Annotated in this window: 21 protein-coding genes; 16 read left to right on the top strand and 5 right to left on the bottom strand. The window is 36.9% G+C overall.

Features of this window, described 5'->3' with window-relative positions:
* Window positions 1-4: 4 nt before the first annotated feature.
* Window positions 5-1,720, bottom strand: coding sequence for a lysine--tRNA ligase (gene lysS / locus KFE94_06760; GenBank protein ID UTW67807.1), 1,716 nt, complete (start codon window positions 1,718-1,720; stop codon window positions 5-7).
* A gap of 346 nt (window positions 1,721-2,066) precedes the next feature.
* On the opposite strand from lysS, the gene KFE94_06755 reads away from it, so the two are divergent.
* Window positions 2,067-2,492 carry a hypothetical protein gene (locus tag KFE94_06755; GenBank protein ID UTW67806.1) on the top strand — a complete coding sequence of 142 codons (426 nt, stop codon included), beginning with the start codon at window positions 2,067-2,069 and terminating at the stop codon, window positions 2,490-2,492.
* A 10-nt stretch (window positions 2,493-2,502) separates the two neighbouring features.
* Here the strand turns inward: KFE94_06755 and KFE94_06750 are convergent, their stop codons facing one another.
* Window positions 2,503-2,856, bottom strand: a complete 354-nt coding sequence (locus KFE94_06750) for a hypothetical protein (protein ID UTW67805.1) — start codon at window positions 2,854-2,856, stop codon at window positions 2,503-2,505.
* 15 nt (window positions 2,857-2,871) lie between these two features.
* On the opposite strand from KFE94_06750, the gene KFE94_06745 reads away from it, so the two are divergent.
* From KFE94_06745 to KFE94_06675, 15 genes are all read left to right on the top strand, one after another.
* Window positions 2,872-3,966: a flippase-like domain-containing protein gene (locus tag KFE94_06745; GenBank protein UTW67804.1), complete on the top strand. Its 1,095-nt coding sequence runs from the start codon at window positions 2,872-2,874 to the stop codon at window positions 3,964-3,966.
* Window positions 3,967-4,026: 60 nt separating this feature from the next.
* Window positions 4,027-4,746, top strand: coding sequence for an iron-sulfur cluster repair di-iron protein (gene ric, locus KFE94_06740; GenBank protein UTW67803.1), 720 nt, complete (start codon window positions 4,027-4,029; stop codon window positions 4,744-4,746).
* 65 nt (window positions 4,747-4,811) lie between these two features.
* On the top strand, window positions 4,812-5,261 hold the full coding sequence (locus KFE94_06735) for an Rrf2 family transcriptional regulator (GenBank protein UTW67802.1): 450 nt from the start codon (window positions 4,812-4,814) through the stop codon (window positions 5,259-5,261).
* A 147-nt stretch (window positions 5,262-5,408) separates the two neighbouring features.
* Window positions 5,409-5,849, top strand: coding sequence for a cytochrome c (locus tag KFE94_06730; GenBank protein UTW67801.1), 441 nt, complete (start codon window positions 5,409-5,411; stop codon window positions 5,847-5,849).
* Window positions 5,850-5,861: 12 nt separating this feature from the next.
* Window positions 5,862-7,196 carry a cbb3-type cytochrome c oxidase subunit I gene (locus KFE94_06725; protein UTW67800.1) on the top strand — a complete coding sequence of 445 codons (1,335 nt, stop codon included), beginning with the start codon at window positions 5,862-5,864 and terminating at the stop codon, window positions 7,194-7,196.
* A 104-nt stretch (window positions 7,197-7,300) separates the two neighbouring features.
* The gene (locus KFE94_06720; GenBank protein ID UTW67799.1) at window positions 7,301-8,077 is read left to right on the top strand and encodes a CbbQ/NirQ/NorQ/GpvN family protein; all 777 of its coding nucleotides are present in this window, start codon (window positions 7,301-7,303) and stop codon (window positions 8,075-8,077) included.
* A 3-nt stretch (window positions 8,078-8,080) separates the two neighbouring features.
* The gene (locus tag KFE94_06715) at window positions 8,081-9,844 is read left to right on the top strand and encodes a VWA domain-containing protein (protein UTW67798.1); all 1,764 of its coding nucleotides are present in this window, start codon (window positions 8,081-8,083) and stop codon (window positions 9,842-9,844) included.
* A gap of 16 nt (window positions 9,845-9,860) precedes the next feature.
* On the top strand, window positions 9,861-10,028 hold the full coding sequence (locus KFE94_06710; GenBank protein UTW67797.1) for a hypothetical protein: 168 nt from the start codon (window positions 9,861-9,863) through the stop codon (window positions 10,026-10,028).
* A 294-nt stretch (window positions 10,029-10,322) separates the two neighbouring features.
* Window positions 10,323-11,981: a c-type cytochrome gene (locus tag KFE94_06705; GenBank protein UTW67796.1), complete on the top strand. Its 1,659-nt coding sequence runs from the start codon at window positions 10,323-10,325 to the stop codon at window positions 11,979-11,981.
* 234 nt (window positions 11,982-12,215) lie between these two features.
* Window positions 12,216-13,478 carry a T9SS type A sorting domain-containing protein gene (locus tag KFE94_06700; GenBank protein ID UTW67795.1) on the top strand — a complete coding sequence of 421 codons (1,263 nt, stop codon included), beginning with the start codon at window positions 12,216-12,218 and terminating at the stop codon, window positions 13,476-13,478.
* A 37-nt stretch (window positions 13,479-13,515) separates the two neighbouring features.
* Window positions 13,516-15,750, top strand: a complete 2,235-nt coding sequence (locus KFE94_06695; GenBank protein UTW67794.1) for a TonB-dependent receptor — start codon at window positions 13,516-13,518, stop codon at window positions 15,748-15,750.
* A gap of 1 nt (window position 15,751) precedes the next feature.
* A complete protein-coding gene (locus tag KFE94_06690) occupies window positions 15,752-16,723 on the top strand; it encodes an HmuY family protein (GenBank protein ID UTW67793.1) in 972 nt (323 codons plus the stop codon).
* A 6-nt stretch (window positions 16,724-16,729) separates the two neighbouring features.
* On the top strand, window positions 16,730-17,317 hold the full coding sequence (locus KFE94_06685; protein ID UTW67792.1) for a cytochrome c oxidase subunit 3: 588 nt from the start codon (window positions 16,730-16,732) through the stop codon (window positions 17,315-17,317).
* Window positions 17,314-17,550, top strand: a complete 237-nt coding sequence (locus KFE94_06680; protein ID UTW67791.1) for a hypothetical protein — start codon at window positions 17,314-17,316, stop codon at window positions 17,548-17,550. The genes KFE94_06685 and KFE94_06680 overlap by 4 nt, the downstream gene beginning before the upstream one ends.
* Before the next feature lie 4 nt (window positions 17,551-17,554).
* Entirely contained in the window at window positions 17,555-17,983 is a 429-nt protein-coding gene (locus KFE94_06675; protein ID UTW67790.1) for a c-type cytochrome, read from the top strand.
* A gap of 7 nt (window positions 17,984-17,990) precedes the next feature.
* Here the strand turns inward: KFE94_06675 and KFE94_06670 are convergent, their stop codons facing one another.
* From KFE94_06670 to KFE94_06660, 3 genes are all read right to left on the bottom strand, one after another.
* Window positions 17,991-18,413, bottom strand: coding sequence for a DoxX family protein (locus KFE94_06670; GenBank protein ID UTW67789.1), 423 nt, complete (start codon window positions 18,411-18,413; stop codon window positions 17,991-17,993).
* A 163-nt stretch (window positions 18,414-18,576) separates the two neighbouring features.
* The gene (locus KFE94_06665) at window positions 18,577-20,910 is read right to left on the bottom strand and encodes an Omp28-related outer membrane protein (protein ID UTW67788.1); all 2,334 of its coding nucleotides are present in this window, start codon (window positions 20,908-20,910) and stop codon (window positions 18,577-18,579) included.
* Window positions 20,911-21,034: 124 nt separating this feature from the next.
* A complete protein-coding gene (locus KFE94_06660) occupies window positions 21,035-22,720 on the bottom strand; it encodes a hypothetical protein (GenBank protein UTW67787.1) in 1,686 nt (561 codons plus the stop codon).
* Window positions 22,721-22,809: the final 89 nt, after the last annotated feature.

The following is a 22,809-nucleotide window of genomic DNA, read 5'->3' as shown; positions in this document are numbered from 1 at the left end:
TGAATTACATCCATGCTTCAACATCCTCAAGCTTTAATGCCGGAATATCTAATTTATTCTTTTTACGAAGTCCATTCAATTTCTGGTGAAGTTGCGTAGACTTGGTTTCTTTAAATTCATCAATAGATTTGAATCCTAAGCTTTGTACATGTTCTGCCCAAGCTTCAGAAACCCCTATGCCGATAAAATCATCAGCAGTAGGAAGAACAATTTTCTTCTCTGGTTTCATTTGAGGGAATAACAATACTTCCTGAATAGAAGTTTGATTCGTTAACAACATTGTTAAACGATCAATACCGATTCCCATCCCTGAAGTCGGAGGCATTCCATATTCTAATGCACGCAAGAAATCATGATCAATGAACATGGCTTCGTCATCACCTTTTTCACTTAACGCCAATTGGGATTCAAAACGCTCTCTTTGGTCAATTGGATCGTTTAGCTCAGAATATGCATTTGCAATTTCTTTTCCATTGATCATTAACTCAAAACGTTCAGTCAATTCTGGATTGTCTCTATGCTTTTTACATAATGGAGACATCTCCACCGGATAATCTGTGATGAATGTTGGTTGAATGAAGTTTCCTTCACATTTCTCCCCGAAGATTTCATCAATCAGTTTTCCTTTACCCATGGTTTTATCAACCTCAATACCTAAGTTTTTAGCTACATCATAGATTTCAGCCTCGGTCTTTCCGTTTAAGTCATATCCTGTATGTGCTTTAATGGCATCCAGGATTGGAATTCTTGGATAAGGACCGGCAAAGTCGATATCCATATCACCTAGCTTCACGCGAGTGCCACCATTGTTAGTTGACTTTACGACATGCTCTAGCATTTTTTCAGTGAAATCCATCATCCAATGGTAGTCTTTGTAGGCCACATAGATTTCCATTACGGTAAACTCCGGATTATGCGTTCTATCCATTCCTTCATTACGGAAGTCTTTGGCAAATTCATACACTCCATCAAAACCACCAACGATTAACCTTTTAAGATAAAGCTCATTTGCAATTCTTAAATAAAGAGGAATATTTAACGCATTGTGATGTGTTTCGAATGGACGTGCAGCTGCACCACCAGGAATCGGCTGTAAGATTGGTGTTTCTACTTCTAAGTAATCTTTAGAATTGAAGAATTCACGCATGGCGTTCATGATCTTCGTACGTTTAACGAAAGTATCCTTAACCCCTTCGTTTACGATCAAATCCACATAACGTTGACGATAACGTTGTTCCGGATCAGTAAATGCATCATGAACATTACCCTCAGCATCTGTTTTAACGATAGGTAACGGTCTAAGTGATTTACTTAATACAGTAAACCCGGTAACATGAATAGAAATCTCACCAACCTGAGTACGGAAAGCATAACCTTTGATTCCGATAAAATCACCTATGTCCATTAGTTTCTTAAAAACGACATTGTACATAGATTTATCATCGGTTGGACAAATTTCATCACGGTTAAAGTATAACTGAATACGACCCTTTTTATCCTTTAATTCTGCAAATGACGCCTTACCCATTACCCGTTTGGCCATAATACGACCAGATAATGAGATATCCTTTAACTCTTCTGTCTGTTCAAAAATTGATTTTACATCTTCTGAATAATGTGTAGACACATATTCCTCCGCTGGATATGGGTTGATTCCCATTTCCCGAAGTTTGTTCATAGCTTCTCTACGAACTACTTCTTGTTCTGATAATTGCGACATTTTGATTTACTTAAATTAACGGCTGCAAAAGTAGTGTATACTTCTAGAAATTACGCAACGATATATATGATGTATATATAAATGTTTTAAAAACATTAAAATCATGTAAAGTGCTTGTTATCAGTTTAGAAAAGTTGGGTGTAAAACATGCGAATTGTTCCATTTACATAAAGAATTAATTTATGGGGATTTAAGATGTTCTAAGGTTTTTTTTGAGTATGAGTGGTTTTTGATTTTGCAACTCACATATGTAAATACATGATAATCAACACTTAATACTTTTGATTTTTTGGGAGTGGGGTAAAAACGCGGTAAATTTGATATCAGAATCAAAAACCTAACAGTTATGAAAAATCTAATTTACGTTACACTATTCAGTTCATTAGCGGTTTTTTTTATGGCTTGTGAAAAAGAAACTCCAGAAGTACAAGCTTCAAAAACCGATTATTACTATTCGTTGAAAGGGAAAAAGCATATGGAAATGAAAGCCCAGATCTACGAAGTTGATCATACTAATCCGGGAACATGTACCGGGATATTTGTGAAATGTACCACTCAGCACTTCGAATATTTACTGGAAATTTCAGAAGGCTTACCAGAAGAACTACTAAACAACGAAAACCTGGAAGAAATGGATTTCATTGTGGATATGGAGTATACTGGTATTAGTTATAATTGTACCAATGGTTTTAAGAAACCATCCAATTTTGACAAACAACATCCCGTGGAAATCCAGCAAATAAGAATTTTGAAAATTGAGGAGGATAAGTAACAGCTAAAGTTTAGCTCTTTGCTTCTCTCAACTTTTCCAATTCCTTTTTGGAATTACCAATGAATATTTCGCCATTTAATATTGTGACCGGTCTTTTCAAAAAAGTGTATTCTTCAAGAATTAAAGTTCTGTAATCATCTTCAGTCAAAGTTTTGTTTTTAAGATCTCTCGCAGCATATTGTCTGGAACGTCTACTAAATAAAGCTTCGTAACTTCCTGCAAGATCCTTCATTTCATCTAATTCTTCAGGAGTTATTTGATTACTTTTGATTTCTCGCATTTCAAACCCGGTATCCAATGCTAGATCTTTAATGATTCTTTTGCAGGTGTCACAAGTTTGAAGATAAAATACAGTGTTTTGCATTGATTTATGATTAAAATGGCAAAGGTAAAGAAGACCAAACAATCTAGTCCCATAAGACAATTATTGAGTCCACAAAAAATGGCCATTCCAATCGTAATTGGTGTGGCCATTGCTGGTTTTCTACTTTTTAGAGATTTGGACTTAAAAGCTTTGGGTGCAATTGAGTTTAACTCACGAGTAGTTTTGATGCTAATCGTAGCATTATGCGCTGCGGCATTTCGGGATATTGGATATATGTTCCGATTGCGAATTCTGAGTGAAAAACAAATTTCCTGGCGGAATGTATTTGACGATATTATGTTGTGGGAATTTTCTTCTGCTATAACTCCATCCGTGGTAGGAGGGTCTGGTGTTGCCATTTTTATTTTAAGTAAGGAGGGAATCAAAGTAGGGAGGAGTACAGCTATTGTGATGATTACAGCCTTTTTGGATGAATTGTTTTATGTGGTGATGGTGCCTCTATTATTTGTGTTTGCAGGAAGTGCGTTTTTGTTCCCGGATACCGTGCCGGAAATGAATGTGTTAGGTATGGAGCTTGGAATTAAGCAAGTATTTTGGGTGGGATACGGATTCATCATCTTTTTAATTTCGATTATTTTTTATGGTATTTTCTTGAGTCCACAAGGATTTAAGCGATTGTTATTGCTGGTCTTCAGATTGCCTTTTCTTAAAAAATGGAGACGATCTGCAAAAGAGACCGGAGATGAGGTGATCACGACTAGTACTGAATTGAAGGGGAAGTCATTTATGTTCTGGTTAAAGACGTTTGGTGCGACTGCATTGTCCTGGACATCCAGATTTCTAGTAGCGAATTTTCTCTTAATGGCTTTTACCGAGTTGTCTTTTTTAGATAATCTGGTGGTTTTAGCCCGACAATTAATTATGTGGGTGATCATGCTCATTAGTCCAACTCCTGGAAGTGCGGGAGTGGCGGAATTGGCATTTGGAAGTTTTCTAAGTGATTTTACGCCAATAGGATTGTCCATCGTTTTGGCTGTACTATGGAGACTATTTACGTATTATCCGTATTTGTTTATCGGTGCCATTATTTTACCGCAATGGATTCAACGTGTGTATTTAAAGCGAAAATTAATCCAGTTTAAAAAATAAAAGACATTAACATCTTTTATTAAGAGTTTTATCTAATTTTGTATTCTAAAATTTAGGGTTATGCAAAATTTAGCAGATAAAACAGTAGCAGAAATTGTTACAGAGAACATCAAAACCGCAGACGTATTTAAAAAAAACGGAATTGACTTTTGCTGTGGAGGTAACGTTAACGTGGCCAAAGCGTGCGAAAGAAAGGGTCTGGATGTAGATCAAATTGTGAGTGAGTTGAATGATTCGCTGGCTGAAAAAGGTGCTGTACATGATTACAATTCCTGGGAATTGGACTTTTTGATTGATTACATCATGAATACGCATCACGCTTACGTAAGAGGTAACGCAGAACTCATGTTACAATATACACAGCGTGTCGCAACGGTTCATGGAGTCAATCATCCGGAGGTGGTAAGAATTAATCAATTGGCTTATGCGTTGGTTGAAGAATTGGGTCCGCATTTGTTGAAAGAGGAGAACATATTATTTCCTTATGTGAAGCAGTTGTTGAATGCCAAGAGAAATAATACACCTGTTCCACCACCTGGGTTTGGAACTGTACAAAATCCAATTCATGTGATGCACAACGAACACGATGGGGCAGGCGATATCATTAAAGAGATTGCGGAATTGAGCAACAACTTTACACCACCGGCAGACGCGTGTAATACATATAAAGCGATGTATGCAAAATTGGAAGAATTCCAAAATGATTTATTCCAACACATTCATTTGGAAAATAATGTTTTGTTTCCAAAGGCAATTGAGCTAGAGAATAGCCTTTTATAGTTTATCACCTGAGTTATTATTTGTAATTTTGGCGGCTTCAATTATTTCTAAATTAATCAATTTGTATGCTTTCTAAATCCTGTGTATACGCACTTAGATCTATTGTTTTTATTGCCTGTCGTGCAACCCCCGATTCCAAATTAGGAATCAAAGCGATTGCCGAGGAGTTAGATCTACCTACACCATATTTAGGAAAGATTTTACAACAGCTTACGAAACATAAAATCATTCAATCTGTAAAAGGACCAAATGGCGGTTTTTATTTGAATGAGGAGAATCAAAAGGTGGCGTTGATTAAAATAATAGAAGTGATTGATGGACTTTCATTCTTTACCAGTTGCGGTTTAGGATTAAAAGAATGTTCCAATGAACATCCTTGTCCTTTGCATGATGACTTTAAAGTATATCGTGATGGACTTTGGGATTTATTCAATTCCAAAAAAATCTCTGATTTAGTGATTTCTGTCCAGGATGGGGAGTCTTTCATTAAAAATTTGCCCGTAAAAGAGGCTTAAAACGAGTTTTCGTTCAGTTTCATAGCGACTTAAATTTCCTGATACACTGACAAATGTCATGATATTGTAAAATAGGGAACCTTACATTTGAATTATTAAAAGATAAAAAGGTCTTTAAATATATTATTCAATTCAAACTTTAAGAGTATGCTATCAAAAAAACAAGCACGGGCATTTTTTTTAGGGGGGACTGCAGTCACGTTTTTAATTTTTATCGGGCTGACCATATTCTCTCTTTCTAGTGCTCAGGATCAGGCCAATCATGACCTTATGACCGAAGAAGTGGTTAGGGGAAAAGAGATTTGGGAAAAAAACAATTGCATGGGCTGTCATACACTTATGGGAGAAGGAGCGTATTACGGTCCTGAACTTACAAAGGTATATGACAGAAGAGGAGAAGGGATGATTAAAGCAATATTAATGTCTCCGGTTCCATGGGAACCTAATGGAAGAAAGATGGTCGCTTATGGGTTTTCTGAGCAGGAAGCTAATGATGTGATTGCATTTTTTAAATGGGTAGGTGAGATTGATTTAAATGGATTTGACCGTGTGGTTTCTCCATTAGCGAAAGAGAATAAAAACAATTAAACAATACATGATATGAAATTTAAATCACAAAAAGTAGCATATTGGTTCTTTGCATTGTCCATGCTTTTATTGGTTTTGCAATTGACATATGGTTTTATCATGGGTTTTGCTCGAATGGGTTTTGACGGATTACATGATATTATTCCATTTAACACCGCGCATACGGTGCACTTGAATTTATTGGTTGTTTGGTTGTTGTCAGGATTTATGGGCGCTGCCTATTTTATTATTCCTGAAGAAGCAGAAACTGAGTTATGGTCAGTAAAATTGGCATATGTGCAGTTAATTTCATTAGCTGTGGTTGGTGTTGTAGCAGTTTTAGGTTTTCACTTTAATACCTGGGAAGGTCGTAAGTTTTTGGAAATTCCAAGATTTCTGGATTGGCCCGTAGCCGTTAATGTGGTCTTGTTTTTGGTTATTCTGTTGATGACGCTTATAAAAGGTAAAAAGAAAACGACCACCGCATTAGTGCTGTATGGTGGTTTAGTTGCCGCAGCATTATTATACTTACCTGGAATGATCACATTCGATAGTCAGGTACTGGACTCATTCTTCCGTTGGTGGGTTGTTCACCTTTGGGTAGAAGGCGTTTGGGAATTGATTATGGGAGGTATTCTGGCGTTCTTGCTGATCAAACTTACTGGAGTAGATAGAGAGGTTGTAGAGAAATGGTTATATGTAGTTATTGGTCTAACATTTCTATCAGGAGTACTCGGAACGGGTCACCACTATTATTATATCGGAGTCAATAAAATCTGGTTAATTGTAGGTGGTATTTTCTCAGCACTAGAGCCATTAGCATTCTTAGCTATGGCAATCTGGGCGATGGTAATGTTCCAAAAAGGAGAGAAAAAACATCCAAATAAATTAGCGATGTTCTGGACCGTAGGTTCAGCTGTAGTTTCATTCTTAGGAGCAGGAGTGCTTGGATTGGCACATACATTACCGCAAACAAATCTTTATACACACGGAACATTAGCAACAGCTTCTCATGGTCACCTGGCATTTTGGGGTGCGTATGCAATGATTGTGTTGGCATTAATCTCTTATGCGATGCCAAACATTACCGGTAGAAAAATTTACAAAAAGCCTACAGGTCAGGCTGCCTTTTGGTTGTCTAATGTAGGAATGTTCTCTATGACAGGTGCGTTTGCCGTTGCCGGAGTGGCTCAGGTATATTTGGAAAGAGTATACAAGGAAGAGTTTATGCAGGTTCAAAATGAATTACAAGTGCATTTCTTCGTATTGGTTCTGGGTGCGACAGTATTGACAACAGGTTTATTATTATTCATAATTGATTTTATCAAATATGGACTGCCAAGCGATGAAGCTTTAGAGCAGGGTTGATTTTTTATTATTTTCTGATTATGAACCGGGATTAGAGCTAAGAATATATAGTTGTTAATCTCGGTTTTTTCATCTGATGAAGTTAGATTTTTAAAAGTTTTAAAATGAGTGATTCACCATATTATGAAAAAGTAGGAAAGGAAGTAGAGGTATTTGAACATGCCTATAAAAGCAAGTTGCCGTTACTTTTGAAAGGACCTACCGGAACAGGAAAGACAAGATTTGTAGAGTATATGGCCCATCAGTATCAGCAAAAAGTGATCACTGTAAGTTGTCATGAAGAAACATCTGCAACGGATTTAATTGGTAGATATATCATTAAAGGAGCGGAAACGATTTGGATGGATGGCCCATTGACCAAAGCTGTGAAAGAAGGAGCTATTATTTATTTAGATGAAATTGCAGAGGCACGTCCGGATGTGATTGTGGCTATTCACTCGTTAACAGATCATCGTAGAGAATTATATGTGGATAAACTAGGTGAAACCTATAAGGCTCATGAGGATTTTATGATGGTAGTTTCATTTAATCCAGGATACCAGAAAGGATTCAAAGAAATTAAACCTTCTACCAAACAAAGATTCGTTGCGATTGCTTTTGATTATCCGAACGAAAAAGTAGAGGCTGACATCCTGATTAATGAGACGGAGATAGACAAAGATACCGCAGTGAAACTGGTGAAGATTGCAAATAAGATTCGAAATCTAACTGAATTGGGACTTACCGAAACCGTATCTACCAGATTATTGATTGATGCGGCCAAATTGATTTCTACCGGCTTACCTAAAAGGTTATCGGTTCATGTAGCCATAGTGGAGCCTTTAAGTGATGATGTGGAAATAACATCTGCAATAAAAGATTTAAGTGACTTAATGATTTAGGGTATGGATTTGCAAGAATATCTATTTGGAGCGGTTGCAAACTATTTGAAAAACCGAAAATTAAATCGAAAAGATATTCTCGAGAAATCTGCCTATTTAGAAGATTTACGCCCGAAATTAACCGTGATTTCACGTGCAATTACCGGTAGGCCAATTGAATTGTTTCCTTCAGAACGAGAAGGTGGATATAAGAATGACAATTTCTTTATTCCACAACAAATGGCATTGTTTCCTTCACAACAACAAAACCAGGACTTTCTTCTGTATCGGATCTTGTTTCTGTCTATTCAGAAAAATCTGGATTTAAATTTTACAGAAGGAGATCAGACGGTAGAAGTTGAAGCAGCACGACAATATGCTGAGAATAGCGCGCCTCAAGTTTTAGAAGTATTAAAAAGTGAATTCAGTTGGGCTAATGAAAAACATGATGAGTTTTTAGAATTTCTGAAATCCAACGAATCAGAAGAAACCGATGTTTCCTGGTTGTATGGGAAATGGATGTTTAATAACCCACAGGAGCAAGAAGACCCGCTGAAGAATGTAAGTGATAAAGTAAAACGTGCACGTATTGAAAAAGTAGAAACTACTTTAAAGGCTAATCCGGTTGAGGAAATGGAAAATCTCACAGTGGATAAAAAGCAACAGGAAGACCATGTGGTGAGTAACTACTTTGAACAAGTAGAAAGTGCAGAGGAATTCGGAGGCGGGACCTGGCGAGATTTTGATGGGGAAGATGAATTGGAAGACCATGAAAATGCACTGGATGAATTACAAATGAAATATACAGTGCGTGTGGATGACGAGGTGCATTCAGTGTATCAAGCCGATTTTGTGGAGAACACCAATATTTCAGAAAGTTTAGAGCTAGATGAAAAAGGACATCATTTAAAATATGATGAATGGGATTATTCGAAATCTGCCTATAAGACCAATTATTGTAAAGTATATCCGCAAATACAAGTGAAACAGAGTGCTAAATATTATAAGCAAACTATTGCAGAGAATGCTTCAACACTTATGGGGTTGAGAAAAATGTTAACCTCGGTAAATAACAAGTATCAAACGCAAAGAAGACAAAATCAGGGAGAAGAATTTGATTTGGAAGCCTTAACAGAACGTTTTGTAGATGTACATTCCGGATATACGCCATCAGAGAATATCTACTTATCCAAGCGTAAAAAAGAAAAAGATTTGTCCATTTTGTTTTTACTCGATTCGAGTCTATCCAGCGATTCATATGCAGCAGGTAATCGCGTGATTGATGTAGAAAAACAAGTTTCGATTTTATTTGGGGAAATTCTGGAGGAGTTCAATGTAGATTTTTCTATCAATTGTTTCCATTCAAAAACAAGAAATTACACGACCTACTTAACACTAAAAGATTTTGATGAGAAATGGACTACAGGTCGAAATAAAATTGGAATGGCCGATCCTGCCGGGTATACCCGAATTGGTCCGGCTTTAAGACATTCAGGAGCATTATTAGATCAGAGAGAAAGCAAAAACAAATGGATCATTTTGATTTCGGATGGAAAACCAAATGATTTTGATAAATATGAAGGTCGTTATGGTATCTATGATGTAAAACAAGCCTTACGTGAACTGAATCAGAGAAACATCAACACTTATGCGCTGGCTATAGAATCTGAAGCCAAGTATTACCTGCCTCAAATGTTCGGAGCGAATCACTATGATATTATGACCACTCCGGTAGAGTTATTACAGTCATTGGCGAGAATATATGACAAGATTAAATATCAGTCGTAACTTCAAATATTGAATAATGAGTAAAAAAGTGAAAATAGCATTAGCGGTAGGTTTACAATTGGCAGTCATTGGTTCAATAGGTGACTTTGTAGGCTGGCCATTTATAAAGGAAGTTTTAATTGCGGCCGGAGTTGCTTTCGGATTGGCGATTGTCTTTATGTTATACGATGCGATTAAAGCATAATTCCTCTAAATAGAAGAAGTTAGCTCTTAACGTTTGTGAATACATGAATCTTGTATGACAAACATTCTTTTTCGATTAAAATCCCAAAATGTTTAGCCTTGACTTTAGTTTATTGAAATTCAAGTTGTTGTAAGTTTTTGTTTGCAAAAGCTGATTTTAGTCAGTTGAAAATCAAGGATTTTGAGATGATTCGTATGAGATAAGTTCTTTTTTCAAATAAAAGATATAAACATCTTTATATCGTCAAAACAAAAGAATATCTGTATAACATTAATCAAAACTAAAAACACAACGATGAAAAAATTACACTTAGTTTATTTAACAATGTTCAGTTCGGTGGTCTTATATAGCTGCGGAGGTGAACCCCAAAAAGCCCCTGCAGAAACCAAGGCTCCCGTGGAAGAGGCGGAGAGCGAAGAAATTAGTATTACCGAAGCTGAAATGGAAAGCGCTGCCGCAGTGTATTTTGATCGTTGTGCAGGTTGTCATGGATCTTCAAGGAAAGGTGCTACAGGACCTTCATTATTACCAGACGGAGATGGGAAATATCCGGCAACAAAAATGTTGGGTACTGCTGGTTTGAGAGCATTTATTGAAAATGGAACCGGTGGTGGTATGCCAGAATGGAAGGGTGTGATGACCGAAGAGGAAATTGAAGTAATGACGCGTTTCTTGCAAGTTGAGCCTCCGGTTGTGCCACCATTCGGGATGAAAGAAATTAAAGAAACCTGGAAGTTAATTGTTCCGGTTGCGGATCGCCCTACAAAGCCTCAGCATAATCGAAACATTGATAATTATTTCGGTGTGATTATGCGTGATGCAGGTAAAGTAGCCATTATTGATGGTGATACTAAAGAACAATTAGCAGTATTAAAAACAGGATTTGCGGTTCATATTTTAAGAACATCTGCATCTGGTCGTTATATCTATTCTATTGGTAGAGATGGACGTATTACAATGATCGATACTTATCCGGAGAAACCAGAAATTGTAGCTGAAGTTAGAGAATCGTTTGATGCGCGTTCTGTTGAGGTATCCAAGTACAAAGGATATGAAGACAAGTATTTGGTTGCAGGGGGTTATAGTCCAAGTCACTTTGTGATTTTTGATGCGCAAACATTAGAACCTTTAAGTGTGACCTCTACAAGTGGTAACGCATGTGACGGAGACAAAGAATTTATTGAAGAAGCGCGTGTGGCTTCCATTGTAGCATCACATACTGATCCGGTTTGGATTTGTAATGTAAAAGAAACAGGTATGGTATGGATTGTAGATTATACGGATCCAAGAAATCCGGTATCTACCCAAATTCCTTCAGCGAGATTCTTACATGATGGCGGTTGGGATGCAACCGGACATTACTTCTTAGTAGCGGCAAATGCCAGTAACAAAATTGTTGTGGTGGATGTACCAAATAAAAAATTAGTAAGCATCATTGAAACGGGTAACAAACCACACCCTGGACGTGGTACAAATATTAAAAACGATTTGGGAAGTCTTTGGGTAACTTCTCACCTGGGAGAAAATAAATTATCATTTATCAAAACAGATCCTGGAGAAGGTCAATGGACCGTGGTAAAAGAAGTGAAAGCTACAGGTTCTGGTGGTGGAGCACTATTTGTGAAATCACACCCAAAATCAAAACACTTGTGGGTGGATAGAACGTTAAATCCAACTCCGGAATTGAATTCCACTGTGGATGTGTTTGATATTGAAACCTTAGAGTTGAAGAAAAATATAACCATGCCAGAGGGTGTGGACGGTAGAATGGTTCATATGGAATACAATAAAGCCGGTGATGAAGTTTGGGTATCTGCCTTTATGGGACAAAAAAGTGCAATTTTAATATACGATGATGAGACTCTTGAATTGAAAGAGATCATTCAAGATGACTGGGTAGAGAATCCAACGGGTAAATTCAATATTTACAACACAACTCATGATATTTATTAATTGGATTAGATTTAAATATGAATTGTGAGTTTGAAGGAGGGAATTTTCCCTCCTTCTTATTTCACAGTGGATTTTTAAGGGGTTGAAGACCCTTTTTTATGACAAATAAATGACCAAATTATTTTGATTTTTAACTGGATGGATGAAAAGTGATAAAGCTCAGTGAATCAGCAATTTTACGTCATGTTTTCTGAGTTTAAAATGTGTTTTTTTTGATAGAAATAAATGATGCTTATGAAAAATTTAGTGACAATATTTAGTGTTTTATTTGGAAGCCTTTGTGCTGTTGCGCAACCCGTTTCTGATACCATTTCAATGGGACAATTTTATGTGAGTCAGGTTTTCTATAGTTTAGAAAATGGTGAGGTTGCTAATGTGGATAATACCGATTGGGATTTGGCTTTTACGACTCATGGTAATGGCGCTGCCGGGAGTGCAATTTGGATCAATGAATTCAATACGGTTTTATGGAAATATCCGGGAGATACATCAAACTGGAGTGGGTTTGATACTACTGGTCATGAAAACTGGGAAAGGTTATTGAATTCAGATACTACCTGGACGAATGGAGCTTTTAATAGATATCGAGGAGCAGCAGGATTGTTTGATATGGGATGGGGAATATTGAACCCGAGTAATAACTACTGGACGTTTGGCGATTCACTTTATTTACTTCGTTTAAATGACGGTTCGTTTAGAAAACTGTGGGTAGTAAGTTTGAAAACAGGTGTTTGGGAATATAAATATGCAAATATTGATGGGTCGAATGAGCAGGTTTTTACCATTGATAAATCTGTATATCCGAAAAGAAACTTTGTATATCATTCCGTACTAAATGATCAGATTGTGGATCGAGAACCAGATAACGATACCTGGGATATTACATTCACGAAACATGTTGATTATTTGAACCCTCCGGGGATGTATCAATCCATGACCAGTGTTTTTAGTAACCGTGGTGTTTATACTGCAAAGTCTCATGAAGCAGATTATGCAGCGGCTTCAGTGGCAACAATTCCACAAACGGCATATACGGATAAAATGGATAATATTGGTAGAGAATGGAAAAAATACAGTTCGTCTTCAGGTTGGATGACTTATGACTCCATAGCGTATTTCCTGTATGTTAATGATAGTACCGATTTGTATCGAATGGTATTTACTGGCTTTGAAGGAATGGGAACCGGGAAAGCTATGTTTGAAACAGAGCAGTTATTTACAGTTTCCATAGAAGAACCAGAACAAAAAATGACTTGGAGTTTATATCCAAATCCGGCAGCTGAAAATGTAACTATTCTTATGGATAATTCACTTCAAGGTACCGTGAATATGCAAATAATGGATATTACTGGAAAAATTGTCTGGAACAATTCATTTGGATTGAATTCAGGAGTGACTCAAAAACAGGTAAATATTAGTCATCTGAATAGCGGAGTGTACTTCGTGGTACTCAGTAATTCCAATTTAAGAACAATGCAAAAGTTGATTGTAGAGTAAATAGATTGAACAGCATAAAAGGATAATCGGGTAAAGGATGTGGGCAAAAAGAAGCATAACAATATGGATTTTTATTTACCTGCATCTATTTACTTTTTCTCAGGATGGATCTCAAGGAGTTCTGCGAGTTATGAATCTGGAAGATCAAATTCCAGTATATCTGGCACATGTTAAGTTTACTTGTGTTTCAGGGGATCAAAAGGATCAGGTGAAATGGGAAGTAACCGATGTAAACGGAGAGGTACGTGTTCCTTTTTTAGATTCTGTTCGAGTGGAGATTTCCTATATCGGTTTTGATGCATATGTGCTGACAATTGGCCCGGGAATTTCAAAGAAAATTCTATTAAAACCAAGTGTTTTTGGATTGAAAGATGTCGTAGTTACCGCACAGTTTATCCCAATAGAGAAGCAGGACGCGATCTATGAAGTTAAGACGATAAGTGATAAAAAAGTAGAACAGAAAGGTGCGAACAATTTGCGCGAAGCTTTGAATGCTGAGATTAACTTTAAATCAAATAATGGGCATGCTAATGAAACTGCGGTAATATTAAACGGATTGTCTGGGAATCATGTGAAAATTATGATCGATGGAGTTCCTGTGGAAGGACGTATAAATGGGAATCTGGATTTATCTCAAATAAATTTAGATCAAATTGAACGAATAGAAATCATTGAAGGGCCAACATCGGTTGTATACGGGACAAATGCGCTGGGCGGGGTCATTAACATCATCACAAAAAAACAACAGTATAAAAAGTTGGACGTTGGCATAAAACTATTTTATGAAACAGTAGGCCAGTATAACGTGAGTGGTCGATTGGGGTTTAAGCATAAAAAAAGCACTTTTAAAATATCTGGAGGACGTAATTTTTTTGGAGGTTATGCCGTTAGTGATACCATTCGATATCAAGATTGGAAACCACGTGAACAATATTTTGGAACGTTTACTTATAGTCGGAGTTTTGGGCATCTGAAATTCTCGTACATCCTAGATGGGTTCTCTGAAAAAATGATCAGTAAAGGAGCGCCCAGATACCCATATTATACGAGTGCTTTTGATGCGTATTTCAAAACCAAAAGATTTTCAAATAAAGCTTTGCTTTCCGGTAGAGTAACTCAAACGCACTTTTTGGATGTTACATTATCGCAGTCGTATTACGAAAGAACAAGAAATATTTATTTCAAGGATCTGGTAAGCCTGGAGGAAACATTGACAGACTCTGAGACAGATCAGGATACCACACGTTTTAACTCGTATATGTCGCGCGTGGTTTTTAGTCAGAAAAATGATGAAGTGAAGTGGAATTATTTGGCCGGAATTGAAATGAAATATGACCAAATTGATGCCAGTCGTGTCACTGGAAATCAGCAGTATATAGGAGATTATGCTGCGTTTGGACATTTGATGTATCAACCTTCTAAAAAAATAACCATTCAACCTGCCATGAGGTATGCGTATAATACCAAGTATAATGCACCTTTAGTGCCATCATTAAATATTTTGGTAAAACCCAATTCTCAAATGACCATTCGAGGTTCGTATGCCAAAGGGTTTAGAGCTCCCTCGTTAAAGGAATTGTATTTGGAGTTCCACTACAATGCGACAATCAATCTATGGGGTAATGAACGGTTAAGTGCCGAAACTTCAGATCATTTAAACCTTTCGTTGGATTATCATAAAGATATTGGTGGACATCGGATCAGGGTAGTTCCAAAAGCCTATTATTCCAGGATCAATCAACTTATCGATTTGGTTCAGATTTCGGAGGTGGATTGGAAATATGCCAATGTAGACTTTTTGATTACTCAAGGTATGTCTTTGGCGCTGTATTATCAATGGAAATCCATAAAATGGTCAATTACCGGAAGTCATTATGGAAATTACAACTCTATGTTTGATCGTGCGGATCACCAAAACTCATTTTTTTATTCAACGGATGTTGCGTCAGAATTCTCGTATTGTCTGGATACTCTAGGTGTAGAGCTCGGATGTTTTTATAAATATACCGGAGCACTTCGAAACAGTTATATGGATGATAATGATGTGATTCAACCCAGTTATATTGGAGGGTTTCATACACTGGATGTGACTGCTTCAAAACATCTTTGGAAAAGAAAGTTGAAATGTGTGGCAGGGGTCAAGAATCTGTTTGACGTGAATGATGTTGCGCTAGTAGGTAATGTGTTTGGTGTTTCAAGTTCGAAAAATGCATCCTCATTGAGCGTATTGTGGGGGCGGACGTTTTTTATATCCATGAATTTTAATCTTTAGTATGAGAGGCTTATTAACATATGGCTTGATTTTATTAATGGGATTATCATCTTGTTTCCGCGAAGATTCTCCTATGGCTCCTATTACCCCGGGAAGTATTGAAACAGTTCAAATTGAAATTGGTTATCCATATTTAAATCAGATATATTACGATTGTGGTACAAACAAAATTGTGCGTACCCATACGAAGTATGCATGGGATCTTGCTTTTGAATGCGCCTCTGATGGGTATAGAGTAAGATTAAATACTGCTAAAGGAGAATTTATAGCCAATATGGGAAATGTATCGTTTGACGCTATCCATGATGTTCAGGATGCTAAATGGTTATGGGACGCACCTTCCGGGAATTTAGATTCTACAGCAATTGGAGATTGGAGAAATAAAACCGATGTCTATATTCTGGATTTGCAATATGATGCACAAGGAAAACATTTGGGATTCAAAAAAATTCAATTTGTATCCGTGGATGCAACCAGATATATATTGAAGTTTTCAGATGTAGATGGTGCTCATGGGCAGACATATACCATTCTTAAAGACCCGGATTTAAATTATGTCCATTTTACTTTTCAAGGCGGTGGCCAAACATTACAACTAGAACCGGAAAAACACTCCTGGGATTTGCTGTTTACCAATCATTATCACAAGTTTAGTAATTTGCCATTGCCTTTTGTTTTGACTCAGGTTCTGATCAATCAGGATCAGAATGTAGTAGTGGGAGAAGACCATATGAATCGTTTCTCAGAAATTGTTTTAAGCGATACGGGATCATATGTGTACAGTAATGATTGGGATGTTATTGGATACGATTGGAAGATTAGAAATAGTCAGGATAATTCATTCGTGATTGACCCATCAAAAAGTTTTGTTTTAAAAACAACTGAAGGAATATTCTATAAGTTGAGGTTTACAGACTTCTATGATAAATCGGGTAATAAAGGGTATCCCACTTTTGAAGTTCAAAAATTGTAGCGGTAAATGCTAGAACAGAAATCCATAAACGAAAATAAGTCGGTTTTTTATCCTCCGGGAGGAATATTGATATGGTTGATCATGATGGTTGAAATCATTACATTTTTAGGCGGAGTTTTTATTTTCATGTACTACAGAAATGTGGAAGTCGATGCTTTTGCGTTTTATAGAAGCCAGATACATCCGGTTTGGGGAACGGTAAACACGATTGTGCTCATTACCAGTGGATACTTTATGGCCAATGCTATTGTGAAATTAAAGCTGGCTGATACGGATGGAGCAGTAGGTTATATGGGATGGGCTTTATTCCTGGGGATTCTTTTTTTGATGATTAAGGCTGGAGAATATTATTTAAAACTGGAAGAAGGTTTTGGTATGGGGCATGATACTTTTTTTACGTTGTATTGGCTAATGACCGGATTTCACTTTATTCATGTTCTGTTTGGTGTAGGCTTACTTGCCTATATGCGTGTAGCAGTTAAAAAGAGAAAGTATTCAGCAAAAGATTTTGCTGATGTTGAAGCGAGTGGAACCTATTGGCATATGTGTGATTTGATCTGGATACTGATTTTTCCAATTTTATATCTGATATGAAAGAGCTTAAAAATAACAGATGGGTTTGGATACTTCTAATTGGACTTACACTGATAGGTGTTTTGTTGAATGGAATGTCAGGTGGAGTTTATCTCATCGTGTTGATCTCAACCATTAAGTTTTTAGGAGTTTTAATGCAGTTTGTAGAAACTAAAAATGCCCATGTTTTCTGGAAAGTTACGAGTAGCATTTTGGCGCTTATTTTTATTGTTGGGATAATTATATTGTATTGAAATCATGAGAATAGGATTCGTTTTTTGCGTTTTGATTTGGGGTCTGGTGTCATGCGAATCCAGGCCTGAATTATCCAGAGATTTAAAAGGAGTGGGGCCGATAAAGAATTTGGATTTACCACCGATTAATGATTCATTAATGAATTCTGGGAAGCAGTTATTCGAAAATAAGTGTAGTACATGTCATACCATGGAATATAAAAACACCGGGCCGGATATTAGTGATATTTTGGCTTACCGTCATGAAGAATGGGTGGCCAACTTTTTATTGAATACAGATGAAATGTTACAAAGAGATTCCTTAACCATAATAACTCGAAAGAAATATGAAATAGATTGTGGCGCTCGGATCGATTCTAAGAAAGAGGCATTTGCAATTTTAGAATATTTACGTCAGTATCAAATTTGGTTGCACGAGTTTAATGCGTTGTAAATCTGAATTACATTTCCATTTTTAGGCTGTAATCCATAGAGACTTTCCCTGAACCAATAATGGTGAAGAAAACCAAAAATAACAGGACTACTGAAGAAATAACCAGTTGGTTTAAATCTCCGATTTGAGCATTTACCACAACAGCTCCGATTAAGATCGGAATTTGTGTGATTGCTGCAAGTCTGGTCAGTAATCCAAAAATTAAGAAAAGTCCTCCAACAATATGTCCCATTTGAACATAATGCACAATAAAAATCTCAGTAAGGCCCGCATCGGACGGATTTAAAATCTCCATTAAAATGTTGGTATGTTGTAAGAATGTGAGTCCCTTGTAGAGAACAAAAACGCCTAGAAGAACTCTGGCGATGTTAGGCTCGAAAACTCTAAACGAGTTTCCATACTTGTTGAGTTTGGTAATTAATCTTGACATGGCATTGAATTTTAGACTTTTAAAGTTACGAAATTTATTTCTAAAATGCCATTAAGGGGTTTAGGATGAGGTGAGTATAAAATAAAATTGGGCTGACGAAAACAGTGTTGATTTCCGACAGCCCAAATTTTAACGCATGAGAGTTCTAAATATTAAACCTTGCTTAGTGTTGAACAACCACTTTATATTGTGACTGATCGATGTGTAAAATATAAATTCCGTTATCTAAACTTTGAGTAGAGATATTTCCATTTGGCTGAATATATCCTGACCAGATTAACGCACCTTGAATATTATAAATTCTTCCTTCTGTGCTTTTTTCCAATCCATCAATTTGGATAAAGTTGTTCGCTGGATTTGGATAAACATTATGTTGAGAAACTTCGCTAATTTCAGATACTGAAACTACTGGGGAATCATAATATTTTACGGTTGCTTTATCCGATGCAGCATTGTCTTTATATAAGACATATGGCATGTTATCATAAGCCGCAATAGCTGTTTGAGAAGCCGTACCTCCTGAGAATGCACGAGGACCAATAAATGTCCAGTTTCCGTAAGAGTAGCTCATTGCACTTACCGCATCAGAAAATGCCTTATCCTGGAAAGAAAGCAGCATAACTCCTTTTTCGTTAATGGTCATATCTAAATCGGAGATCATTCCATTAGCCACATCAGAACCAATTTGACTCCAGCTGGTACCATTGTATTGGTATGCACTTAAGCTCCCTTCTGAGCCGCTCCCTTCTGCAAATACCACATTGATTTCACCGGTTACCGGATTAATATCAATACATTGCTCGAAAGCGACCTGCGCATTGACAACTTGTGTTCCTCCAAGGTTGCTCCATGCGGAGCCATCCCATTTAGATACAACAGGAACTCGACCGTTATTAAAGTTTACCCAAAGAACATATACCTCACCTGACGATTGATCTACTTTAAGATCGTTCCATACAGCAGGATTTCCATTGGAGTATGTAGTATTACCTACTTTGATCCAGGCATTGTTATCGAGACTGTAACAACTTCCTGCATAGCCTGAACTTCCATCCTGGAAAGCTACGAAAGGATTGTCACTGGCATCTAGGTCAAATCCTACCTGGACACCTCCCGGAAGTAAGCCTCCCATTTGTGTCCAGCCTCCTGATTCAAACTTCTTCACAGCGATCCCACTGGTTCCCCCGATAGCTACGTATGGAGTTAATCCATCTGAGCCAACTCTGATTTTACCATGAATGTCTGATGAAGATAAATTGCCCATTTGAGCCCACGCTGAATTCCCATTTTTTTCATACACCTGGGTAGAAGATCCATTGTCAATAAGCGCGAATAATGTTCCGTTTTTATTGGCAGCCATGTCTATGATAAAGCTAGAGTTTACAAACCCCTGATTTCCTACCAAAGTCCAGCTCCCTGGTAATTCCGGAGCCACAACAATATCAAAATTCATTGTGGTGGACTTAGATCCATCTGAAACCTCTAATTCAACAGGGAAAGTTCCCGTTGCTGTTGGAGTGCCTTCAAGTACGGCTTTGGTATGTATATATCCCAGAGTTGATATGCTGGTAATACTTAGCCATGCAGGTGCAGTAGTAGCTGTAATCGTAATGTTTTTATCATCAGGATCACTTGCAAATACGTTCAAAGAATAGAATGAATTCACAAATCCATTTGTTACCGGATTTGAAAGGAATACCGGAGCAGCATTGTCGGTTCCATCTAAATAATCTGATTTACCAGCGTTATCGATTGCATTACTACCATCGAATAAGAAACCTACTGAACGAATGTAGTTTTCATCCCAGTCTGCAGGTAATGTATGCGTGAAAGTATAACTTGCTGTATCACCAGGTTGGATGTTTGCTGGAACAGAATTGGCTTGTCCATCAAATCCACCTAGCATGTGGCGTGCAACGTGATTGTAACATAACATACTTCCGGGAATACTTTTAGGAAGTGTTTGGAAGCCTCCCATTGGACCATTTCCATTTCCTCCATAAGCATTAGATTGTGCATAATCAGGACCTGTTCCGTGAACCGCATCTTCTGTAATCATTCCTCCTAACTTATACGTCCCTGAAATAGCGCTATAAAATGTAGCTTTTACACGAACTGTTAAGACTCTGGAAGTAGAGTTGAATGTTTGAAATACTTCAACATCCGCCACTGGAGTTTGACTCATTGCGGTATTAACATCACTAAACCAGCTTCCAATATTAGACGCCTGACCACCACGATCAGTATGTGCAGATGGTGCACTGGATAAACCTAGATTAGATAAATAAGCCGGGTATTCCATTGGATCACTACTATGTGCAGCAATTCCAATAACATTGGAATATGTGTGTAACAAAGAATCCATATAATAGGTTCCTCCCGGGCACCATTGACACCAACTTCCGGTGTGTTCTTCGACCACCACATATTTGGTCTGACTATTAACTGAAAAGGAAAGAACAGCTAACGTGAAAACTAAAGCATAAAGTTTTTTCATATTCTTACGGAATTTTAAAATTTCGATTGTAAAACTATGGGGTGAAGCTGTAGAAAATAAATTTCAATCCAATTTTTAACCTTAGAAAGACCTTAGCAAAGGGATGTTTTTAAAAGTTAAATATTTAAATATCAAATATATACTGACTTAAATTTGTTTTTGAGTTGGTGAGGCCTAATTTCTTGCGAATTCTTGCACGATCTACTTCAATAGATGCCGGAGTTTTAAAAAGTAGTGCTGAGATCTCCTTCGAATTGAGTCCTAGTTTTAAAAAAGAACACACTTTAATTTCGGCAGGAGTTAAATCCGGAGCACGTTCTTTTAAACGTTCATAAAACTCATTATGGACGTTACTAAATCGCAATTCAAATTCTTTCCAAAGTAAAGGACCATTGTCTCGGGATACTTCAGAAATCAATTTTTGAAGTTCAGGCTTTAACTTTTTTGGAGCCTTATCTTCTATTACAGCCAATTGTTCTTCCAACTTATCCAGAGATTTGGTTTGTTTCAATTGCCCCATAACGGCTAAGGTGAGTTCTTTGTTTTTTAACTCAATTTCTTTTTGCATCAATTGCGCATCCACTTCATTCTTTTTCTTATCCAGTTTTTTCCATCTGTAGATGTTATAGATAAAGAAAGAAATCATCACAATAAGAATGATCAAAGCAGTGATAAGTGTATTTTTTCTTTGAACAGAAAGTTTAATTCGGTCGTTTTCAAGTAAGAGTTCCTCTTTTTGAAGTTCGAATTCATTGCGAAGTGTAACGATGGAAAGAATATGTTGATTCTTCTTTTTGTTGATGCTGTCTTTAGCATTCATAAAGAGTTGGGTGTAGCTTCTGGAAGAGTCAAATTGAGCTTCCAGAAAATAAATGTCCGCCATGTTTTTGTAAACATCAGAGATGTCAATTTGATTGGGTTGATTCTTTGATTCCCAAATAACCGTTTTATATGCAGATTTAGCAGAGTCTAATGAGTTCGCTTTAAAATATAAATGACCTAAAGTAGATTTGGTTCCCAGTTCAGAGGATTTATCTTTAAGTTCAATGTATAGGCTTTCAGCTTTACGGATGTAATGAAATGCACTATCCATCTTTTGGAGTGCTACAAATACATTGGATTTCATGTAATAGTTATTTGCTAACCATCTGATATTATCATTTTGTAAGTTGATTTGAATGGCCTTATTCAGTAGCGTCAAACTTGAATCAGGATGTGTACCTAAGGCTAAGATGGCCAGATTGTGATAATCTCCGGCAATTCTATTAAAGTTATTGTTTTTAGTATGTATCGAGAGCGCTTTTTGGAGGTTTTCACTCGCTAGAGTGGGTTTGTCCAAATTGGAGTAGATTTTACTCAAAATGGTATAACATCCAGCTAAATTTTCATCGGAATTCAGGTTTTCGAAAATGTCAATAGCTTCCAGAATAGTCTCTAAAGCCTGTGATTCATTGGCGATTTCGATACTGATTAGCGCATCTACATATAAGGAATACGCATTGAGATATGGATCATCCACCTCGTAGTTCTTTGATTCTTCCAGATGAATAACTGCATCATATCCATTTCCTTTAAGTTGTTCCACCAGGGCTAAAACAGAATATGCCCATTTTGTTTCTTCCTCATCAATATCTTGTTGCAGCAATAAATCTTCAGCTAAATAATATGCGGAATCAATATTGGATTTTAGCTGAAGATCAATTTGTGATAGTCTAACATCAGATTTCAAACGTTCCTGAAACTGACCCAGCCCTGTGAAGTTGATCAATAAAAGAAGTATGATGCTGATATATGTATAGATAGAATTCAAATGATTTGATTTACGACACGGTGTGATAGAATCGGTGAATTTAATGATTTGTTTTTATTCTATGAAGCGCTCTAAAATAAAGGGGTTAA

It is taken from the genome of bacterium SCSIO 12643 (assembly GCA_024398135.1).
GTDB lineage: Bacteria > Bacteroidota > Bacteroidia > Flavobacteriales_G > Salibacteraceae > CAJXZP01.
This window is presented reverse-complemented; position numbering and strand designations above follow the sequence as displayed.